This window comes from Maribacter luteocoastalis (assembly GCF_048890225.1).
Classification (GTDB): Bacteria; Bacteroidota; Bacteroidia; order Flavobacteriales; family Flavobacteriaceae; genus Maribacter; species Maribacter luteocoastalis.
In genome coordinates, this window is record NZ_JBMFZG010000001.1 from 681,822 (window position 1) to 702,343 (window position 20,522).

Here is a 20,522-nt window from a genome sequence, read left to right on the forward strand (position 1 = left end):
CATGAGTGATTTGAAATTAGAATTAAAAGAAAAAATAATAGAGCAATTAAACTTAGAGGATATCTCTGTTGATGAAATTGCTGACAATGACCCTCTTTTTGGTGATGGTCTAGGGTTAGATTCCATAGATGCCTTGGAACTTATTGTGATGTTAGATAAAGATTATGGCATAAAATTGGCCGACCCAAAAGAAGGTCGTAAAATCTTTGAATCCATAGATACTATGGCCGCTTATATTTCTGCCAATAAAGCATAGCACTGTTCCTTTTTTTGTTCGTTCTCAATAGGAATGTGCAATCTGGGTCCTGTTTAATAGACGATATGAATCAAGGAGTTGCAATTACGGGAATGGGTTTGATTTCTGCTATTGGGAACAATGTAGAGGAAAACTATGCGTCACTAATTTCCGGAAAAAAAGGAATTAGCCGTATTTCACAAATCCAGACAGCACATGCCAATGATATTATGGTTGGCGAAATTCCCCTTACCAATGCTAAACTTGAGGAAATACTACAGTTAGCACCAAATAGTCATTCCCGCACCCCAATGCTTGGAATTGTTGCTGCAAAGGAGGCTTTGGCACAAGCAGGAATACGTGATATCAATGCCTATAGAACTGGACTTATATCTGGCACTACTGTTGGGGGAATGGATAAGGCAGAACAATACTTTTACGATTACTTTAGTAATGACGCCCATTGGAACCATATAAATGCCTTGCATGCCGGTGATTCTACCCATAAAATAGCTGATGCCATTGGTTTAAAAGAAAGTTTTGTCACTACCATTAGTACCGCATGCTCGTCTGCAGCCAACGCTATAATGATGGGTGCCAGAATGATAAAATCTGGAGAATTGGACCGAGTAGTGGTTGGTGGCTCGGATGCGCTTTCGAAGTTCACTATTAACGGGTTTAAAACCCTAATGATATTGTCCGACACCTATAACACCCCTTTTGACGACGATCGAAAAGGATTAAACTTAGGTGAGGCAGCCGCTTTTTTAGTTCTGGAATCCAGTGAGCTGGTAGCAAAAGAAAATAGAAAAGTTCTGGGATATGTAAAAGGCTATGGTAATGCCAATGATGCCTTTCACCAAACAGCATCATCAGATAATGGCGACGGGGCCGTTCTTGCCATGGAAAAAGCCTTAAAAGTAGCGGGACTACAGCCAAAAGATATAGACTATATTAATGCCCATGGTACAGCCACACCAAATAACGACCTTTCTGAGGGTAGGGCCTTGATACGCATATTTGGTGACCAAGTTCCAGATTTTAGCTCTACAAAGGCGTATACGGGACACACATTAGCTGTTGCTGGAGGCATTGAGGCCATATTTGCAATTCTAGCCATACAAAATAATGTAGTCTATCCTAATTTGAACTTTAAGACCCCAATGCAGGAGTTTCAGCTACTGCCGCAAACAGAATTAAAGCGAAAAGAAATTAATACCGTATTATCAAACTCTTTTGGTTTTGGAGGTAATTGTTCCACCTTAATATTTTCAAAAGAGGCATGAAGAAATCGGTCTATATAAACAGTATAGGTTCTGTATCGGTACAGAAAACGTTTGACGACACCTCTTTTTTAGAGGATATTCTAAGCTATAAGGATACTACGCTCAAAGTAGTGGATCCTGATTATAAGGCCTATATACCGCCAGCTGCCGCACGCAGAATGGCAAAAGGTATAAAAATGAGCACAGTGAGCTCGCAAACGGCACTAAAGGAAGCTGGATTAGAGGCTGTTGATGCTATAATAGTTGGTACCGGATTAGGTTGCCTTGGAGACTCCGAAAAATTCGTAAGTGATATTATTGATAACGATGAACAATACCTTACCCCCACCCGATTTATTCAGTCCTCACATAATACGGTAGCAGGCGTAATAGCTTTAGCTATGGATTGCAAGGGCTATAATTTCACATACGTACATTCGTCCATATCGTTTGAATCCTGTTTGATAGATGCAAATTTACAGCTTGCAACGGATGAAGCCAGCAATATTCTTGTTGGTGGTGTGGATGAAATGGTAAAACATCATGTAGATACCCATAGATTAATTGGCCATATTAAAAATGAGCCTATTGCCTTGGAAGATGTGCTGACATCTAAAACCAAAGGAAGTGTTATTGGTGAAGGATCTCATTTTTTTGTCCTTTCAAATATAAAACAGGACTCCACATATGCCAAGCTTTTGGCAATACGTACGTATAACACTTTGGACAAATCAAAAGTTCCCGAAACCATAACTAGGTTTCTGGAAGATTCAAATGTTAGCTTGGCATCTATTGATGCGGTTATTATGGGCAACAACGGGGATGTAGAATTTGACCATTATTACAATGATTTAGGCGCTACGCTTTTTGAAAACATACCCCAATTGGCCTATAAACATTTATCTGGCGAATATGATACCGCTTCTGGATTTGCATTTTGGCTTGCCAATAAAATTCTAAAAACAGGTAGTGTGCCAAAGGCAACCCTACTGAACAACATAAAAACAACAGCACCAAAAACAATTTTAATTTACAATCAGTATAGAGGTGTAAATCATAGTTTGGTTTTATTACAAAAATGCTAAAAAGAAAACCGATAAACATCCTTTCTATCCTTGCCGTTGTTTTATTGGCCATATGCTCTTTTTTTGTGACTATTCCTTGGTGGATGTATCTTTTGGTCTTCATAACGTGGTTTTTAATGACCCTTCTCGGTTCTTTTTTAATACGTTGGAATTTTCATTATACTTCCATTCATTCCAATAAGAATATTCCCAATAATTGCATAGCACTTACTTTTGACGATGGCCCTGATCCCATTTTCACCCCTCAGGTTTTGGAACTATTAAAGCACTATAATGCAAAGGCAACTTTTTTCTGTATTGGCCATAAAATAGAACAGCACCCAGAACTATTGAATGCCATTTTGGAAAATGGCCATACCGTTGGCAACCATACCTATTCCCATTCCAAATCTTTTGGTTTTTATGGCACTGCCAGGGTACAACAAGAATTGCAACGTACTACCGACTTAGTAAAAAAACTTACAGATAAAAAAATGAACCTTTACCGCCCTGCTTTTGGCGTTACCAATCCAAACATAAAAAAGGCGGTACAAGAATTAGGGTTACACTCTATTGGGTGGAATGTAAGATCCCTAGACACCACCCCACGCAATGAAGCTATGGTATTGCTGAGGATAACTTCCAAAGTTACTAAAGGCGACATTGTTCTTTTGCATGACACCAGTGCTAAAACTGTAGCTGTTTTGGAACGGTTATTGTTATTTTTACAGGAGAAAAAATTACAATCGGTCACGGTAGACCAATTGCTACAGCTTAATGCCTATGTATAAATATTTGTTAATTGTTCTATTTACTATTGGTGCTGTACATGGGCAAACTAAAATGAACAATTCGGAAGCCAATAACCTACGTTCATTGGTAAAAGCCAAAGCCGCCAAAACCCAAACCATTACTTGTGATTTTGTACAATACAAGCATTTAGATTTTCTTTCCAACGCTATTAAGTCTACTGGAAAACTAGCGTTTAAAGCTCCAAATATGGTAAGCTGGCAGTATATTTCCCCATTCTCGTACACCGTACTTTTTAAAGAAGAAAAACTGTTTATAAACGATGATGGCAATAAAAGCAATATGGACCTGAGTTCGAATACGATTTTTACCCAATTGAATCAATTGATTACGGCGAGTATAAGTGGCGATATGTTTATTTCCGAAACTTTTGATATGGACTATTTTAAGGTTGATGAAAAAAGTCTGGTCCATTTTACACCAAAAGATCCTCAATTTTCTGAGTTTATAAAAGTCTTTCATATCCTATTTTCTGACACAGGAGAGGTTTTAGAGGTTAAAATGATAGAACCCAGTAATGACTATACACACATTATATTCTCTAACAGGGTAGAAAACCAAACCATACCACATGAGGTTTTTACCCATTAGCATTCTTTTGCTGTTCTTTGGCTGTACCCCCTACCCAAAAAAGCTAGGCTATTCCAAAGCACCATTAACAGTATTTGAGGCGACAAATCCTTATTTCGCCAATGTAGAAAAAGACTATGTTTATAAAGCGAGGATCAAGGCTTTTAAAAAGGAGTTTGGTGGTATACTGGTTATAAAAAAAATCGCTCCTAAAGAGCATCGTATTGTATTTACTACGGAATTAGGCAATACTATTTTTGATTTCTCCTTTTTGGAAAGCGGATTTAAGGTCAATAGAATTATAAAAGCATTAGATCGTAATATTCTTATTTCTATTCTTAAAAAGGATTTTCTAGCCTTAATTCATGAAAAAGGAACTGCCAAAGTAAATTTTCAAAATGATAATGGCCTTATAGTTTCAACAAAAATTGATTCAAAATTACACTACTACGAATATAAAAACGATACCCTAAATAAGATTACACGGGTTGGAAATCAAAAAGAAAAGGTGCTTTTTACATTCTCGAAAATAAGTGATAACATTGTAAACAATATAGAGATTCAACACAAAAACCTAGCACTTAACATCTCTCTAACAGCATTCTAAATGAGGAAGTCTTTAATTTTCGTGTTTTTTTGTATGTTACTTTTTATCCCAAAAGCGTACTCCCAAGCTAGACCCGGATTTAAATTGGGGTGGAACAATAGCAACATAAGCAAGACTACTTTAGATACCAAAACCGGTCTATACATAGGAGGAATCCTGGATATTAGTATTACGGACTATTACAGCCTTCAACCAGAAATATTTTATTCCAGTCAAGGTGGTGCTTCTAACTCCACTGAATATGGAGATGTAGAAATTGATTATTTGTCACTGGCCGCTGCCAATAAATTTTTTATAGGGAGCAATAAAGGTTTTCACTTTAATCTTGGTGCCGGTTTGGACATTAATATAAAAAACAACTTTGTCAATTTATTCAATGGTGACGGAGATGATGAAATATCACCTTTTGACGTTGTTGTCTTTGGAGGAATAGGTTATGAATTTCCCTTTGGCCTTATCTTGGAAGCAAGATACAAACAAGGGACCGTTAGCGTAGATTTTTTTGGTGCTGACGACCTTTATGAAAAAGATGGTAGTAACTTAAACGGGGTAGTACAATTTGGTGCTGCATATAAATTTAAACTTAAGTAAATGCTGATAGAAGGATTATATGAACTTGTGGATTTTAAATACAAGGACGATATTGTTGACGCTGTCATAAGGTTGAACAAAGACCATCAAATATTTGAAGGCCATTTCCCAGGACATCCCGTTTTACCAGGGGTTTGTGTCATCCAGATTATTAAGGAACTGGCAGAAAAAGCCTTACAAAAAAACCTAATACTTTCCGTTGCTTCCAATGTAAAGTTTATGGCAGTCATCAATCCAGAAAAAAATGACACCATTCAACTACAACTACACATAACATCAACAGAAGAGGGCGTTAAGGTGAAGAACACCGTACACATAGATGATATATTGGCATTAAAATTGAATGCTACATTTAAAAACAGGCCCGTATGAAGCTATTGTTAATTGCTTTTATCATTGCATTGACTATTGATGTAGCGGAAGTACGCCTTAAATATCCCCAAGCATTAAACGACCCACAGGTTACCGAAGAACTTTATGCTGAATTTATTGGTTTACCTGAAGGAAACAATGGGGTTTTGTTAGGGTACAAAGGGGCAATATATACTTTAAAGGCAAAACATAGCAAGGTAATAAAGGAGAAAAAAATATACTTTAAACAAGGCATCGCCTTGTTAGAAACTGCCATTGGTGCCCATCCAGAGAATTTAGAACTCCGTTTCATCAGGCTAAGCATTCAAGAACATGCGCCAAAAATAGTGAAGTATAACAGTAACCTACAAGAAGATAAACTATTCATTCTGACCGATTTTAAGAATGCCAAAGAAAAAGCGGTGAAAAAGTTGATTAAAAACTACATAGTGACTTCGGCCTTATTTACCGATGAAGAAAAGCAGTTGTTTTAGGCCTTACCTTATGCTTATCTTTGTTTTATAATTTCCCATCAACCAAAAGCAGCTTACCAATTTTTACAAGTGTGACAGACCAAAAACCCACCATAGCAGAAAGATTACGACAATTACGTTGCGTTGTTTTAATTCCTACCTATAACAATGCCAAAACCCTGGTTAGGGTTATACATGGTGTTATGGAATTAACACCAGATATTATTGTTGTAAATGATGGGGCTACTGACAATACAGCATTGCTACTTAAAGAATTTCCTCAAATTACCCAAGTTCATCTTCCTGTGAACAAAGGAAAAGGAAATGCGCTACAAATAGGTTTTCAAGCGGCGCTTGAAAATAATTATGATTTTGCAATTACCATAGATTCTGACGGGCAACATTTTCCAGAAGACATTGAAGTATTCATTGATGCCCTAGAAAAAGAGAACACTAAAAATGTACTGTATATAGGGGCACGTAATATGAATCAATCAGATGTACCCGGAAAAAGTAGTTTTGGAAACAAGTTTTCCAATTTTTGGTTTTGGTTTGAAACAGGCATTTGGCTTACCGATACCCAATGTGGATACCGCTTGTACCCCTTGCGTGAAATAGAAAAATTAAGGCTGCTTACCCCCAAATTCGAATTTGAGATTGAAGTTATTGTTAAGGCTTCATGGCAGGGTACCTTGGTCAAAAACATTCCCGTGAAAATTCTTTATGATGAAGACGAAAGGGTTTCCCATTTTAGGACGATACCAGATTTTACACGAATAAGCATTGTAAATACTTGGTTGGTTTTAGTTGCACTGTTTTATATTAAACCAAGGGATCTCTATAGAAATCTTAAAAAAAAGGGCGTTAAAAAATTCCTGTTCGAAGACATGTTGGGCAGTTCAGATTCTCCGGGTAAAAAAGCATCTTCAATAGCCTTAGGTGTTTTTATAGGATTTAGTCCATTTTGGGGTTTACACACCTTACTGGTTCTTTTATTGGCCTTTGTTTTTAAACTTAACAAACCCATTGCTTTTGCATTTTCGAACGTTAGTTTACCACCATTCATACCCTTCATCGTCCTTTTTAGCTTACAGTTGGGAAGTTGGGCCTTGGGGGAGCCTTTTGTGTTGTCTTTGGAGTCTATCTCCACAGATTTTAGCTTTCTTACCAATCTGAGGTCTTATGTGGTTGGAAGTTTAATTTTAGCTGTTGTTGGTGCCTTTGTATTTGGCACTATTGGTTACCTTATGCTTACTTATTTTGGAAAGCGGAAAATAGCCGTAAACAATGGGTAACTTCTTTTATAGGACATACCAAACAATCGCTAAAAATAGGATAATAAGCATCGGCGTATTGCTCGTTATTGTTGCTATACTATCATTCTTTGCATCTAAAATTAAATTTGAGGATGATATTACATCCCTAATTCCAGCAAACGAAGAAACCATCCGCATACAAAAGGTATTAAAATCTATTTCGTTCACAGATAAAATTATTGTGAACATAGAAAAAGGTCCTAATGCTTCCGTTGATGAACTAACACTATATGCTACCGCATTTATGGATAGCATCCTGCACTCCCACCCCAATTATATAAAACATATACAGGGAAAGGTAAATGATGAAGATGTTCTTAAAACCTTTGATTTTGTATATGATAATCTTCCATTATTCTTGGACGGGCCCGACTATACCAAAATCCAGCTCAGTCTTTTAAAAGACAGTATAAAGGAACGGATGGCACAAAATTATAGGACCTTGGTGTCACCAACGGGTATCGTTGCCAAAAAAAGCATCTTAAAGGACCCTTTGGGTATGTCTTTTATAGCATTGAAAAAGTTACAAAAACTAGGGGTCGCAGAAGATTTTACCTTAAAAAATGGATTCTTGGTCAACAAAGATGAAACCAATATCCTTCTTTTTATAACGCCCACGTTTCCTTCTAGTGCCACCGTTGAAAATAAACCCTTATCCGATGGTCTATATGCCCTAAAAGATCAGCTAATGCACAAATTTGGCAATCAAATTGGCGTTTCCTTTTTTGGTGCTTCCTTGGTGGCTGTTGCCAATGCCGGACAAATTAAAACCGATATACAATTTACCGTTAGCATAGCCATGACCCTATTGGTTGTACTGTTAATGCTATTTTATAAAAGAATAACCCTACCGTTGATCCTTTTTGCCCCCACGGTTTTTGGTGCCCTGTTGGCTGTTGCTTTCCTGTCCTTAATTCGATCTCACATTTCTGCCATTTCACTGGGCATTGGGGCAATATTACTTGGTGTGACCTTAGACTATGCCCTTCACATACTAACACATATTAGAAATGGAAGTACCATTAAAAAATTATATGAAGAAGTAGCCTCCTCTGTAATCATGAGCAGCCTTACCACAGCTTCAGCATTTTTATGCCTTTTGTTTTTAGACTCACAGGCCCTACAAGATCTAGGTATTTTTGCCGCGGTAAGTGTTTCAGGGGCGTCTATTTTTGCATTGCTATGCATTCCACATTTATATCAATACAAAGCCATCACGTCCACAAAACAAACCATTATAGACCGCCTGTCCATTTTTGAGATACATAAAAACCGATGGGCACTAGGTGTTGTAGTACTCCTTGTCTTCCTAAGTATTTTCACCTATTCCAAAGTGAACTTTAACCAAGACATCAGTAAGCTTAATTACGAATCCGATGCATTGATCACCGCCAGGAAAAAGTTGGAAAACCTAACGGATATTGAATCAAAATCTATATATCTAAGCACTTTTGGCAAAAACCAAGAAGAAGTGTTACAGCAAAATGACCAGATATTTCATCAACTAGAAGCGCTGAAAAAAGACAACAAGATTGTTAATTTTACTTCGGTTGGCAGTATTGCCAAATCAAATAAAACGCAAGGTAGTAAAATTGCGGATTGGCATAACTTTTGGACTTCACCACAAGTAGATTCACTACAAAACACACTAAATTTCACGGGAAACACCCTTGGTTTTAAACAAAATACCTTTGACCCTTTTTACAATTGGTTACAAAGTGATTTTAAACCCGCCACCATCCAACAAATACAGGATATTAAAGCCTTTAACATTGAAGACTACATTGTTGAGGATGAAAATGGTATAACGGTCACATCGCTTGTTAAATTGAATGAAGGCCAACTGGAAAATCTAACTATTGCCTTTAGCAACACCCCTAACACCCTGTTAATTAATCGCAAGCAGGTAAACGAGACTTTTCTTGGCACCTTAAAAAACGATTTTAACAGGCTTCTAGGTTATTCATTGTTAACTGTGGTCGTCATATTGCTACTATTCTATAGAAGTTTGTCTTTGACCATGGTGACGGCAATTCCCATATTTGTAAGTTGGTTCTTAACGGTTGGTGTCATGGGGCTTTTGGGAATAGAATTTAATATTTTCAACATTATCATCTGTAGTTTCATTTTTGGACTTGGTGTAGATTATAGTATTTTTATCACCAATGGTTTTCTTACAGAATATAGAACAGGGGAAAAGAGTCTTCCAACGCACAAAACATCTATACTTTTCTCTGTAATCACTACTATTGCAGGTGTTGGCGTTATGATTTTTGCCAAGCACCCAGCATTATATACCATTTCAAAAGTTTCTTTAATCGGTATTTTCTCAGCTGCCTTTGTTGCCTTTGTCTTACAACCTTGGTTGTTCCATCTATTTGTAGGGAACACCAAAAAGAGACCAATTTCATTACGGTATTTTGTGCACTCGGTACTTTCATTTTTATATTTTGGCTTAGGTGGACTGTTGTTTTCTGTGTACGCCTGGGTTATAATGAAAATTAATCCTAACAGGGTCCATCAAGAAAATTTAGGCTTCCATAAATCGGTCTCTAAGTTAATGGGCTCGGTATTATACACCAATCCATTTGTAAAAAAGAAAATTCTAAATCCGTTTGGGGAAACTTTTGAAAAACCAACTATGATTATAGCCAACCACACTTCCTTTCTTGATATTCTATGTATTGGTATGCTACATCCAAAAATCATCTTTTTGGTGAATGATTGGGTTTATAACTCCCCCATTTTTGGTAGTGCCGCAAAATTAGCTGGAGCATATCCAGTATCTGGAGGCATTGAGAATGGAGAGGCTTATTTAAAGGAAAAAGTAAACCAAGGATTTTCCCTCATAGCCTTCCCAGAAGGCACAAGGTCTAAAACCAACAAAATAAATCGTTTTCATAAAGGCGCGTTTTATTTGGCCGAACGTTTTAAGTTAGATATCCTTCCTGTTTTGATTCATGGTAACTCGGAAGTATTGCCAAAAGGAAGTTTTGTAATAAGGGATGGTTGCATAACGGTAAAAATTTTGGAACGGATACCGTATGGTGTGAATGACTACGGGAATTACACTAAACAAGGTAAATTAATAGGTGCTTTTTTTAGGAAGGAGTTCCGGCAACTACGAGACCATGTAGAACCCAATACCTATTGGCACAAAACCGTATTGGAACACTACCGTTTTAAAGGAACGGATAGCTACAAGAAGGTAAAGGAAGATTTGAAAAATAATTCAAATGCATATTCTGATATTCTTAAGCTGGTTGATAAAAAACAGGGCATCATACATTTATCCAATGATGACGGGCAGTTAGACTTACTTTTGGCTTTGGATTCCATAGACCGTGTCATACATACCTATTTAAACAAACCGTACTCCCGTATGGTTTTAAAAAACAATTTTTTGACGCATCGCTATAGTAAAGTCAAAATTTATGAATCCCAACAAGAAGCATTGGCTAAAAATGCATCGACTTTACTGATTGATACTGATTTAATTGATTCCAAATCCGCACATAATAGCATCAAAGCTGACATCCACACAGTTATCCTATTAAAATCTGGTCAAAACCTTAATTTCAAGGAACTTTTACCATCAGATTTCCAAGTTGGTAACCAAAATGATACATTTATCGTACTTAATAAAAAGAACACTTAATTGAAAAACCATTACGACGTTGTAATAATAGGAAGCGGTATGGGGGGCTTGGTTGCTGCCAATATTCTTGCACGTGAAGGTCGCAGTGTTTGCGTCTTGGAAAAGAACAACCAATTTGGGGGCAACTTACAGACTTTTGTTCGTGAACGTACCATTTTTGATACTGGCGTACATTATTTAGGTGGCTTATCAAAAGGTCAAAACCTATATAGATATTTTGATTATCTGGATATCTTGAACGGACTCCAATTTAAAAAAATGAACGAGGATGGCTTTGATATCATCACTTTTGACAATGATGATATTGCCTATCCACACGCTCAGGGCTATGAAAATTTCATCGAAAAATTATCCCTCCTATTTCCCGAAGAGCGAAAGTCCATTGAAACGTATTGCCTTAAACTAAAGGAGGTATGCCATAAATTTCCGCTTTATAACCTAGAAGAGGGGAAGCCCTATGGTAATAATCCGGAAATTTTTCAACAATCAGCCAAAGATTATATTGCCAGTATTACCAGTAACACAAAATTACGTGCGGTTTTAGCGGGATCAAATCTATTATATGCAGGCGAACCAGATAAAACACCTTTGTATGTGCATGCGTTATCTATTAATTCATATATAGAGAGTTCTTACCGATGTGCGGATGGAGGCAGCCAAATCACAAAATTATTAATAAGGAAGTTAAAGGAACACGGTGGGGATGCCTTTAAACATAGTGAGGTTGTAAATATCACCTGTGAGAACAAACAGATAAAATCTGTAACCTGTAAGGATGGGAATACGGTAACTGGAACTATTTTTATTTCCAATATTGAGCCCAAGCATACCCTTGCAATGGTCGGGGAAGAGCATTTTAGGAAATCATATAGTTACCGTATCCAAGAAATGGAAAACACCATTTCTGCATTTAGCATACATATTGTACTAAAACCAAAGTGCTTCAAATATCTGAACAAGAACTATTATCATTTTAAGGATTCCAATAGGGTTTGGGAAGCACATAAATACACCGAGGAAAGTTGGCCAGAAACCTATATGGTCTCAATGGGGGTTCGCAAAAACCAAGATGAGTGGGGAGAACAGTTGACTGCCATAACGTATATGAACTATGATGAGGTAGCCCAATGGGAAGACACATTTAATACGGTTGCCCTAAAAAATGACCGCGGCCAAAGTTATGGGGATTTCAAAAAACATAAAACCGAGGTTTTCCTAACGGAATTAGAAAAAAAATTCCCAAATATCAGGGAATGTATACAGTCTGTTTATACCTCAACCCCCTTGTCATATAGAGATTACATCGGTTGTAACAAAGGTTCCATGTATGGTTATGTTAAAGACGTGCAAGACCCGTTGAAATCGTTCATTTCTCCCAGAACAAAAATTAATAACCTATATTTTACCGGCCAAAGTTTAAATATGCATGGTATTCTAGGAGTGACTATAAGTGGTGTGGTAACATGTTCTGAAATATTGGGAGGCGCTTATTTAATTCAAAAAATAAGGGAGCACAGCTCCGGAATTGAAAAAACAATGTCTAATGGGAACTTTTAAAACAACACCAATATCGGTTTTAGAACAAATCACCAAAGAAGATTTTGTAAGCAACTATTATAAACCACAAAAACCTGTACTTATTAAAGGGCTTACCAAAAATTGGCCTGCATATGATAGATGGACATTAGACTATATTCAAAATAAAGCTGGTAATCAAGTGGTACCTCTTTACAATAATGAACCAGCCAAGGATAAGCAAAGTGTCTATGCACCTGTAAAAGAAATGAAGTTGGCAGAGTATATTGAAATTCTAAAGACCAAGCCAACAGATTTAAGGATTTTCTTTTATGAAATCTTAAAAAAAATGCCCGAGCTTATACATGATTTTGACTATCCAGATATAGGCCTAAAATTCTTTAAAAAACTACCAGCCCTATTCTTTGGTGGCGGTGAATCTAAAGTATTTATGCACTACGATATAGATCTTCCAGATAGTATGCATTTTCATTTTGACGGCCATAAACAGGTAACCCTGTTCTCTCCTAAACAGACCAAATATCTATATAGGGTACCACATTCCATTCATAATCTGGAATCAATAGATATGGATAATCCGGATTTTGAAAAATATCCGGCCCTTGAACAAGTAGAAGGTATTACCGCCACAATGGAGCATGGCGACGCGTTGTATATGCCAAGTGGATACTGGCATTACATCAAATATTTAGATGGTGGTTTTTCCATGACGCTAAGGGCCTTGCCCAGAAATCCCAAAAGATTTGCCAACATGCTTTATAATGTGGTGATCATGCGAAATTTTGATAATTTTATTAGAAGATACTGGGGGCAAAAATGGTTGGATTACAAAGACCGTAGCGCAATAAAAAAAACGCATAAAAACTTAATGAACCTTTCTTAATTGGAGAAATTCAAAATTTCATATCGGTTTGTTGCCCTGATAATGCTCACATGCTGCCTTGGTTCATGCGGCGTTTCCAAATCATTAAAAGAGAAACCAGATGTCTCTAACTATGAATCCAGTATTGGGAAACGGGAGAAAATCAATGACTCTACATTTACCATTGCCGATAATTTTCTTAGAAAGAATAACCAAGGGCTATGGGAATTGTATGTGAGTGGTAATCCTTTGGAATTGGGATTAAAAACAGGCCGTTTAACCCAGGAGCTTTTTAACGAACAAGAAGATATCTTTGTAAAAAAAATAAATGATTTGGTCCCTTCAAAAGGATATCAGAATCTACTTCGGAAATTTTTAGCATGGTTCAATCGTAAAATGTACCTAAATATAGATGAACGCTTTAAAGCGGAACTTTATGGGGTTTCCCAATATGCATCACCCCATTATGATTATATAGCCAAACCTTATCAACGGGTCATGTATTTTCATGGCGCCCACGATATTGGCCACGCATTACAAGATTTAGCCTTGGTAGGCTGTTCGGCCTTTGCGGCCTGGGGAGACCAAACCAAAGATGGCAAACTACTACTTGGCAGAAATTTCGACTTTTACGCTGGGGATGAATTTGCCAAGAACAAGATTATAGCCTTTATAGAGCCAGATGAAGGGCATGCATTTATGTCGGTAACCTGGGGAGGTATGATAGGTGTTGTTTCTGGAATGAACGATCAGGGACTTACCGTAACCATAAACGCAGGAAAATCAAAATTCCCCTTAATTGCCAAAACACCTGTTTCTTTGGTTACCCGTGAAATCTTGCAATATGCAACAACTATAGAGGAAGCCATTGCCATTGCAAAAAAAAGGGAGGTGTTTGTATCAGAATCTATTTTTGTAGGCAGTGCAAAAGATAAGAAAGCGGCGATTATAGAGGTGTCACCCAAAAACTTTGGGGTTTATGAAGTAGAAAATTCCAAAAGTTTGGTCTGTGCCAATCATTTTCAAAGTGCTGCCTATGCCAATGATAAAAAAAATCAAAAACATATTTTAGAAAGTCATTCGCAATATAGATTTGAACGAATGGAAGCGCTTTTAGAAAAAACACCAAACGTTGACCCTGCAAAAGTGGTAGAAATACTTAGGGATAAAAAAGGTCTGGATGATAAAGAAATTGGTTATGGAAATGAAAAAGCATTAAACCAGTTATTGGCACATCATGGTATTGTTTTTCAGCCAGAAGATTTATTGGTTTGGGTATCTAGCAACCCCTACCAATTGGGTGAATTTGTTGCCTATGATCTAAAAGAGATTTTTGGCCAAAATAAAAATCCACGCCAAACTATCGCAAAAAGCGACCTCAACATCCCTCGGGATTCCTTTTTACAAAGTAAAGCCTACAAAGCATATGAAGACTATAGGATATTACGAGATAAAATTGAGGAGGGTATTTCTGGGCAAACACCTATTGCCCTAAACCAATTGGAAGAATTGATACAATTAAATCCCAATTTTTGGGAAGGCTATTATTTGGCCGGGGTGTACAATTACACTAAAGGATATAATTTGGTTGCTTTAGGGTATTTTGAACAGGCATTGGAAAAAGAAATAACCACTATTCCGGATAGGGAGAACATTGAAAAATATATTCGGAAACTTCGCTAACAAAGATTCCATATTTCGCAAAATTTAATAATAAAAAACGCCCCAAAGCCACTGCTGGCATAGGAGCGTTTTTGCATACACCTTATTTACCCAACATTAAAAGCTCATTGCAGCGGATTTCCGTTATGTAACGTTTCTCTCCTTCCTTGGTCTCATAGGAGCGGTGTGTCAATTTCCCCTCCACGGCCACTTGTTTCCCCTTTAGCAAATAGTTTTCCACTATTTCAGCGGTCTTCCCCCAGGCAACAATATTGTGCCATTGGGTATCATCTACTTTTTCCCCTTTGGCATTTTTATAAGTCTCGGTCGTGGCCAGAGAAAATTTCGCCAATTTAGTTCCATTTTCCATGGTTACGATTTCTGGGTCCTGACCCAAGTTTCCAATCAACTGTACTTTGTTTTTTAATGCGTTCATCTTGTTTATATTTTATCGTTAAACAGTTAATACTATCAAGCCTCCTTGACTTGACACTGCAAACTTAAACCGGGCTCCAATACCTACTCGGTTATAAAATACTTACTTTCGTTTGTAATCGTTTACAGTCGTTTGTAAATGGGTGTAACTGCCCAATATTAGGCATCTATAACTATTATGGGACAAGAAAATATAGGAGTTTAAGGAGAGACCTTTGAGGTCTTTTTTTAGGGAATCACGAACCTTGATTAATTACCCACTAATTCAGGTAACCAGAGCGTAAAACGCTATCCTCTTATCAATGAGCGTTGCAACACTTGACCAATTCAGCTAACATTGGTTAGTTGTTGCCCGTTTTCTTTTTAGGAACTGAAGCTTTAAGCACATCGTCTAAAGTTGTGTTTATTTTCAACTTCTTATCGTACTTTTTAGAACGCTCCTTTTTATCTTTTTTCTTTTCTGACATGGTGTAAAGTTACTAAATAGCCTCTAGATTAAAATACATTAATCGAGTGTCAGATTTTTTGTCTCTGCTAGATAAATATTTAAATCCGTTTTTTATATAAAAATCTAATGATTCCCTGTAAGCGTCAACAGTTATAAATTTACAACCGGTCCTATTATTATCTACAAACAGTGCCTTTGTGAAGTTTAGAATATCTCTGCCATATCCATTACCCTTAAAATTTTCAGAAACAGCTAATCTTCCAATTTTTACCGCAGGGTAGCTAGTATAACCGTCCTTTCCTTTTGGAAGTAAGGATGATATTCTCTCTAAAAAAGTCTCTCTGTTACCTATCTCAGTATGAGAAATTTTATCATTAAGATAATTAAAATAGGCAACGGTCTCTTTTTCAGATTGTATAATGAAAGTTGTAGCTAATAACTGTTGCGAATGATTTTTTGCATCATCAAAAAGAAAGCCGTTCAAATCAGTGTTTCCACAATCGAACGGCAAAATATCTGTATCAGAACTCAATCTGATTAATTTAAATTCATTAAATAGCAAATTGTGCTATTTTTTTCAAAGCCTCATAGCTTGCTTTAATCTCTTCCTTCTCTTCTTTTGATACTTTTTCTACTTTTTTGTTTTTTTCAATAAATTTTCTAGCATCTTTACCGTAAAGAAAAGGAGTTTCTTTAATTGGTTTTGCCATTTTGTACCGTTTTTTTGTTTTAAATGTGTTTAAAAATAAGAATATTCCCGAATTAAACGTCGGCAAATGTAATTATTTTCACGTTATTTAATGCTAATTTCGTGCCAAAATACACTTTTTCACGTTATATATTATAACGTCTCATGATTTTATAAATTGTTTGACGTCAATACTTTATAAGGAAGTACACTTTCAGATCCTTCCAAAAACTGATTAAACCGCTCATTAGAAGTTTTTTCCCTATTATTGAACCTAGCTGCATATTCATCCAAATAACGGCTCATGTGCTTATCACTTACTTGATGGTACACACCGTAAAGACCACGCTTTAAAACGCTCCAAAAGTTCTCTATTGTGTTTGTATGAACCTGACCTTCCACATAGATATTAAGTCCATGCTTAACATTATCATGCTTATAAGTTCTTTTTAACCTCTTATATGCAGGTGCTTCATCTGAATAGATAGTTGCATCCTGTGGTACATGCGTTTTAACGAACTCTACCATATTTTCGGTGGTTTCACCCGATACGTACTTTAAAGCTACCTTACCGTCACGCTCAATGATACCTATGATGGTTTTTTTGGCTTTATAAACCTTGCCTTCATTGGTCAACGATTTATCATCTTGCGAACGTCTTTTTTTAAGGTGCTTGTTTCTTTCCTTACCACCTATGTAAGTTGCATCGGTTTCTACCATTTTTTTCTCCCCTAACATTTGTGGGGCTTTCTCCCTTAGCATTTCTCTAATCCTATGAAGTACGAACCATGCTGTTTTCTGCGGTATTCCTAAATCAATACCCAACTGTACGGAACTAATGCCTTTTTTGTGTTCGGTACACAACCAAATAGCAGCAAACCATATTCTAAAAGGTATTTTAGAGTTTTCAAATATTGTCCCAACCTTAACGGTAAACTTCTTATGGCACTCCTTGTTTCTACACTTATACCCTCTATTGGTTTTGTATGGATTTAAACCACCACAATGAGGACAGGCAGGATCATTTCCCCAACGAATGTTTTCGTAGTACTCAATGCACGTTGATTCTTCTTTAAAGTAATCTAAAAGCTGTGGAAGTGACTTGAAATTCATGGTGTTTTTATTAGATACTTAAAGATAATGTTTGTCCCATTAACATCCTAATTTATAACCCTATATTATTAACAATAAGATAAATAAATATTTAATTGTTAAATAATTTGGATCGAAATGCAATTATATATACATTTGTCAATAAGAAAAGGGAGTAGCCCGCTAAGACTTACCCCCTTCTCCGACTGTAAGTCAAAAGCCCTATCCTCATGAAGGACGGCACACCTTTAACGGTGTATTTATTTGCACTTTTCCAGTCTATGCGATTCCTAATGATGGAATCAACGGTATTTAAAAAGATGCCCCGGTAAGATTCGAACTTACAACCTGTACTGACGATTATGTACTGCTCTATCCATTGAGCTACGGAGCTAACAGGACTGTCTGATCACAGTCCTTTTCTATTTTCACGCAATAACTTTTTCGGATTCGTAACTAAGCAATATAGTGTCAACCATGTTGGAAAAACTTCTATTTTCATTTTCCGCATGTGACTTTACTCGTTCTATTGTTTCAGGTTTCAATCTCAAACATTTAACTATAGTTTTGCTTTTCATTTGTAATATATTTGAATACTCAAAATTACGATTTGTAATTTTGTCAATAAAGGCCGTTTAGCCTTTTCCATCACAAAGTTTTTAACACAATTTGTTGAAATCTAGGCTTATAATTGATGTTTATTGCCCTAACAAGGAATTGAGGTTTCTGATAAAACACACGCCTTGACAAGCTTTATTTAAATTAAGAGAAAAAAGTTTGTCCCATAATAGTGATAGATGCCCAATATTAGGCATCTATATACAATGGTTTATACCTATTTGATTGAATCCGCATTAAAAAAATATACAGGTCATTATTAATCTGTACCCATTTAAGTCCCAACAGTTTAGATGAATTTAAAATCTGGTTTGTTGATTTTAAAGGTTGAAACAAAAACAGGACCCAACAATTGGTATGGACTATTAAAAACAGTCAATTGCCGTAACGTCATACCTAATTAAAACTTATGAAGTGTAACAATTCTTTCCATTAAAAGTCATTCTAAGTAAGAAACTAGAATTAAATATGAAAAATACAACCGTTACCAGCATACTCCTTTTCCTTTTAATTACTATAAATTATACGTTTTCACAAACGAAAAATAACACTATTGAAAGCCCCCTAGAATATTTCAATCAAAGACGCGAAGCGATAAGCTTAATTAAGAATGAAAAGTGGCAAGAATCCATTGAAATTTTAAAAAACCTAACCACAAAATTTCAAAACGACGCTGATTTATTTTATTTACTAGGGCTATCCTATTATGAAACTGGTCAGTTTACAAATGCAATTATCGTATTTAAAAAAACTCTTGATTCTGGAGGTACGATTTTAACGGACATTCCAACAGGATCAGCACCCTCAAATGATATAATGATTAAAATTGCGAAAGCCTATGCTGAAGAGGGAGATAAGGAGAATGCTTTAATATGGTTACAAAAAGGATTTGCATCTCGTTATGACGAAAAACCCTTCTTAAAAGAGGATTCTGCTTTTAAAGACTTTATTGAAGATGAAAAATTTTTAGCACTATTTGGGAATGATAATCATGCAAATATTACAAGAAAAGAAGCTTGGGTTAAAGATATTTCATACTTAGAAAACAGAATTAACGAGTTACATTACAGTCCTTATCATGCCATTTCCAAAACAGAATTATCAAGAGCAATTCTAGATTTAAAAACAAAAATAGCGTCATTAAATGATGAACAAATAATTGTAGAATTAATGAAAATTGTTGGTAGTTTGGGTAATGGACACAATTTAATTATTCCAACATCCCCAAACAAAGGTGCCTTAAAAAAGCTTCCCGTTCAGTTTTATCAATTTAGTGATGGACTTTTTATTGTTGATGCTGAGATAGGTTTTGAAAAATGGATTGGTTATGAAGTGGAATCTATTGAAAATACAACCGCTGAAAAAGCGCTGGAAAAAACAAATGCCATAAATGCCAGGGATAACGATATGCAAACACTTTGGTTGGGCCCATATTATTTGGGACTACCAGATGTATTAAAAGGTTTAGAAATTGTTGAGAACGCCAATCAAGTTGCAATTACCTTGAAAGACAGTAGTGGAAAGTCTCAAAAAGTAATAATGAATCCCGTTTCTTGGAATTTTTCTGACTTCCCAAAAATGCCAAAACTAAAAGACAAGGAACAACCACTATTCTTGTCGAAGACAGAAGACCCTTATTGGCACAAATTAATCCCAGAAAACAATAGTATCTATGTTCAGTTTAATATAGTTACACAAAAGGAAACACAATCTTTAAAAGATTTTAATATCGAATTACGTAACCAGATATCCAAAAACAAGGTTCGCCATTTAATTTTAGATTTGAGACATAATCACGGTGGAAATGGTTCTATATTGCCACCAATGTTAAAAACCATTATCAATTTCCAAGTTATGAATCCAGATGGAAACGTTTTCGTATTAATGGGACGGGAAACTTTTTCTGCGGCTCAAAATTTGTTAACGGACATCACAAAATATACCGATGCAATTCTTGTAGGTGAACCCAGTGGTTCAAAACCAAATCATATAGGAGAAGCAGGATGGTTTAAGTTACCATATTCAGGATTAATGGGGCTTATTTCTACACAGTTTCATCAAACATCAAAAGCAGAAGACCATAGGAATTGGATTGCTCCCCATATTCCAGTAAACGCATTATCAACCGATTATTTTAATGGAAATGACAAGGCTTTAAATATCATAATGGACGTAATAAAGTCTAATAAAAACTAGGTATAACACGTGTCTAATTAATTGCTTAGTTATAGCCTATTTACG

General features: G+C 36.2%; 20 protein-coding genes and 1 pseudogene. 15 read left to right on the forward strand and 6 right to left on the reverse strand.

Annotated features, from left to right (window positions below):
* Window position 1: 1 nt before the first annotated feature.
* The 14 genes from ACOCEA_RS02895 (at window position 2) to ACOCEA_RS02960 (ending at window position 15,021) form a co-directional block, all read left to right on the forward strand.
* Complete coding sequence (locus tag ACOCEA_RS02895; RefSeq protein WP_420754692.1) at window positions 2–256, forward strand: phosphopantetheine-binding protein; 255 nt, start codon at window positions 2–4, stop codon at window positions 254–256.
* Window positions 257–321: 65 nt separating this feature from the next.
* Window positions 322–1,521, forward strand: a complete 1,200-nt coding sequence (locus ACOCEA_RS02900) for a beta-ketoacyl-[acyl-carrier-protein] synthase family protein (protein WP_420754693.1) — start codon at window positions 322–324, stop codon at window positions 1,519–1,521.
* Window positions 1,518–2,585: a beta-ketoacyl synthase N-terminal-like domain-containing protein gene (locus ACOCEA_RS02905; RefSeq protein WP_420754694.1), complete on the forward strand. Its 1,068-nt coding sequence runs from the start codon at window positions 1,518–1,520 to the stop codon at window positions 2,583–2,585. The genes ACOCEA_RS02900 and ACOCEA_RS02905 overlap by 4 nt, the downstream gene beginning before the upstream one ends.
* Complete coding sequence (locus ACOCEA_RS02910) at window positions 2,579–3,355, forward strand: polysaccharide deacetylase family protein (protein WP_420754695.1); 777 nt, start codon at window positions 2,579–2,581, stop codon at window positions 3,353–3,355. Before ACOCEA_RS02905 ends, ACOCEA_RS02910 begins: the two co-directional genes overlap by 7 nt.
* On the forward strand, window positions 3,348–3,965 hold the full coding sequence (gene lolA2 / locus ACOCEA_RS02915) for a flexirubin biosynthesis/transport protein LolA2 (protein WP_420754696.1): 618 nt from the start codon (window positions 3,348–3,350) through the stop codon (window positions 3,963–3,965). The genes ACOCEA_RS02910 and lolA2 overlap by 8 nt, the downstream gene beginning before the upstream one ends.
* A complete protein-coding gene (gene lolB2 / locus ACOCEA_RS02920) occupies window positions 3,946–4,551 on the forward strand; it encodes a flexirubin biosynthesis protein LolB2 (RefSeq protein ID WP_420754697.1) in 606 nt (201 codons plus the stop codon). The genes lolA2 and lolB2 overlap by 20 nt, the downstream gene beginning before the upstream one ends.
* A complete protein-coding gene (locus tag ACOCEA_RS02925) occupies window positions 4,552–5,142 on the forward strand; it encodes an outer membrane beta-barrel protein (protein ID WP_420754698.1) in 591 nt (196 codons plus the stop codon).
* Window positions 5,143–5,514 (forward strand): ApeI family dehydratase, encoded by a 372-nt coding sequence (locus tag ACOCEA_RS02930; protein ID WP_420754699.1) that lies wholly within the window; start codon window positions 5,143–5,145, stop codon window positions 5,512–5,514.
* Window positions 5,511–5,987, forward strand: a complete 477-nt coding sequence (locus ACOCEA_RS02935; RefSeq protein ID WP_420754700.1) for a hypothetical protein — start codon at window positions 5,511–5,513, stop codon at window positions 5,985–5,987. Before ACOCEA_RS02930 ends, ACOCEA_RS02935 begins: the two co-directional genes overlap by 4 nt.
* 71 nt (window positions 5,988–6,058) lie before the next feature.
* Window positions 6,059–7,261 carry a DUF2062 domain-containing protein gene (locus tag ACOCEA_RS02940; protein WP_420754701.1) on the forward strand — a complete coding sequence of 401 codons (1,203 nt, stop codon included), beginning with the start codon at window positions 6,059–6,061 and terminating at the stop codon, window positions 7,259–7,261.
* The gene (locus ACOCEA_RS02945) at window positions 7,254–10,940 is read left to right on the forward strand and encodes a 1-acyl-sn-glycerol-3-phosphate acyltransferase (protein WP_420754702.1); all 3,687 of its coding nucleotides are present in this window, start codon (window positions 7,254–7,256) and stop codon (window positions 10,938–10,940) included. Before ACOCEA_RS02940 ends, ACOCEA_RS02945 begins: the two co-directional genes overlap by 8 nt.
* Window positions 10,941–12,497: a phytoene desaturase family protein gene (locus ACOCEA_RS02950; RefSeq protein ID WP_420754703.1), complete on the forward strand. Its 1,557-nt coding sequence runs from the start codon at window positions 10,941–10,943 to the stop codon at window positions 12,495–12,497. It begins immediately after the preceding gene.
* On the forward strand, window positions 12,484–13,359 hold the full coding sequence (locus tag ACOCEA_RS02955) for a cupin-like domain-containing protein (RefSeq protein WP_420754704.1): 876 nt from the start codon (window positions 12,484–12,486) through the stop codon (window positions 13,357–13,359). The genes ACOCEA_RS02950 and ACOCEA_RS02955 overlap by 14 nt, the downstream gene beginning before the upstream one ends.
* The gene (locus tag ACOCEA_RS02960; RefSeq protein WP_420754705.1) at window positions 13,360–15,021 is read left to right on the forward strand and encodes a C45 family autoproteolytic acyltransferase/hydrolase; all 1,662 of its coding nucleotides are present in this window, start codon (window positions 13,360–13,362) and stop codon (window positions 15,019–15,021) included.
* Window positions 15,022–15,103: 82 nt separating this feature from the next.
* On the opposite strand, the gene ACOCEA_RS02965 is transcribed toward ACOCEA_RS02960, so the two are convergent.
* The 6 genes and pseudogenes from ACOCEA_RS02965 to ACOCEA_RS02990 form a co-directional block, all read right to left on the reverse strand.
* Window positions 15,104–15,436, reverse strand: a complete 333-nt coding sequence (locus ACOCEA_RS02965; RefSeq protein ID WP_420754706.1) for a single-stranded DNA-binding protein — start codon at window positions 15,434–15,436, stop codon at window positions 15,104–15,106.
* Between the two features lie 340 nt (window positions 15,437–15,776).
* A complete protein-coding gene (locus tag ACOCEA_RS02970) occupies window positions 15,777–15,902 on the reverse strand; it encodes a hypothetical protein (RefSeq protein ID WP_420754707.1) in 126 nt (41 codons plus the stop codon).
* A gap of 12 nt (window positions 15,903–15,914) precedes the next feature.
* Window positions 15,915–16,415, reverse strand: a complete 501-nt coding sequence (locus tag ACOCEA_RS02975; protein ID WP_420754708.1) for a GNAT family N-acetyltransferase — start codon at window positions 16,413–16,415, stop codon at window positions 15,915–15,917.
* Between the two features lie 19 nt (window positions 16,416–16,434).
* A complete protein-coding gene (locus ACOCEA_RS02980) occupies window positions 16,435–16,593 on the reverse strand; it encodes a hypothetical protein (protein WP_420754709.1) in 159 nt (52 codons plus the stop codon).
* Window positions 16,594–16,742: 149 nt separating this feature from the next.
* Window positions 16,743–17,684: an IS1595 family transposase gene (locus tag ACOCEA_RS02985; RefSeq protein ID WP_420754710.1), complete on the reverse strand. Its 942-nt coding sequence runs from the start codon at window positions 17,682–17,684 to the stop codon at window positions 16,743–16,745.
* Window positions 17,685–17,983: 299 nt separating this feature from the next.
* A pseudogene (locus ACOCEA_RS02990) lies at window positions 17,984–18,057 on the reverse strand.
* A gap of 692 nt (window positions 18,058–18,749) precedes the next feature.
* Between ACOCEA_RS02990 and ACOCEA_RS02995 the strand changes: the two are divergent.
* The gene (locus ACOCEA_RS02995) at window positions 18,750–20,477 is read left to right on the forward strand and encodes a S41 family peptidase (RefSeq protein ID WP_420754711.1); all 1,728 of its coding nucleotides are present in this window, start codon (window positions 18,750–18,752) and stop codon (window positions 20,475–20,477) included.
* Window positions 20,478–20,522: the final 45 nt, after the last annotated feature.

What these genes read in the sequence shown, in the direction of transcription:
- ACOCEA_RS02895 (WP_420754692.1), top strand. Translation starts at nt 2, where the DNA reads ATGAGTGATTTGAAATTAGAATTAAAAGAAAAAATAATAGAGCAATTA.
- ACOCEA_RS02900 (WP_420754693.1), top strand. Translation starts at nt 322, where the DNA reads ATGAATCAAGGAGTTGCAATTACGGGAATGGGTTTGATTTCTGCTATT.
- ACOCEA_RS02905 (WP_420754694.1), top strand. Translation starts at nt 1,518, where the DNA reads ATGAAGAAATCGGTCTATATAAACAGTATAGGTTCTGTATCGGTACAG.
- ACOCEA_RS02910 (WP_420754695.1), top strand. Translation starts at nt 2,579, where the DNA reads ATGCTAAAAAGAAAACCGATAAACATCCTTTCTATCCTTGCCGTTGTT.
- lolA2 (WP_420754696.1), top strand. Translation starts at nt 3,348, where the DNA reads ATGTATAAATATTTGTTAATTGTTCTATTTACTATTGGTGCTGTACAT.
- lolB2 (WP_420754697.1), top strand. Translation starts at nt 3,946, where the DNA reads ATGAGGTTTTTACCCATTAGCATTCTTTTGCTGTTCTTTGGCTGTACC.
- ACOCEA_RS02925 (WP_420754698.1), top strand. Translation starts at nt 4,552, where the DNA reads ATGAGGAAGTCTTTAATTTTCGTGTTTTTTTGTATGTTACTTTTTATC.
- ACOCEA_RS02930 (WP_420754699.1), top strand. Translation starts at nt 5,143, where the DNA reads ATGCTGATAGAAGGATTATATGAACTTGTGGATTTTAAATACAAGGAC.
- ACOCEA_RS02935 (WP_420754700.1), top strand. Translation starts at nt 5,511, where the DNA reads ATGAAGCTATTGTTAATTGCTTTTATCATTGCATTGACTATTGATGTA.
- ACOCEA_RS02945 (WP_420754702.1), top strand. Translation starts at nt 7,254, where the DNA reads ATGGGTAACTTCTTTTATAGGACATACCAAACAATCGCTAAAAATAGG.
- ACOCEA_RS02955 (WP_420754704.1), top strand. Translation starts at nt 12,484, where the DNA reads ATGGGAACTTTTAAAACAACACCAATATCGGTTTTAGAACAAATCACC.
- ACOCEA_RS02965 (WP_420754706.1), bottom strand. Translation starts at nt 15,436, where the DNA reads ATGAACGCATTAAAAAACAAAGTACAGTTGATTGGAAACTTGGGTCAG.
- ACOCEA_RS02970 (WP_420754707.1), bottom strand. Translation starts at nt 15,902, where the DNA reads ATGTCAGAAAAGAAAAAAGATAAAAAGGAGCGTTCTAAAAAGTACGAT.
- ACOCEA_RS02980 (WP_420754709.1), bottom strand. Translation starts at nt 16,593, where the DNA reads ATGGCAAAACCAATTAAAGAAACTCCTTTTCTTTACGGTAAAGATGCT.
- ACOCEA_RS02985 (WP_420754710.1), bottom strand. Translation starts at nt 17,684, where the DNA reads ATGAATTTCAAGTCACTTCCACAGCTTTTAGATTACTTTAAAGAAGAA.
- ACOCEA_RS02995 (WP_420754711.1), top strand. Translation starts at nt 18,750, where the DNA reads ATGAAAAATACAACCGTTACCAGCATACTCCTTTTCCTTTTAATTACT.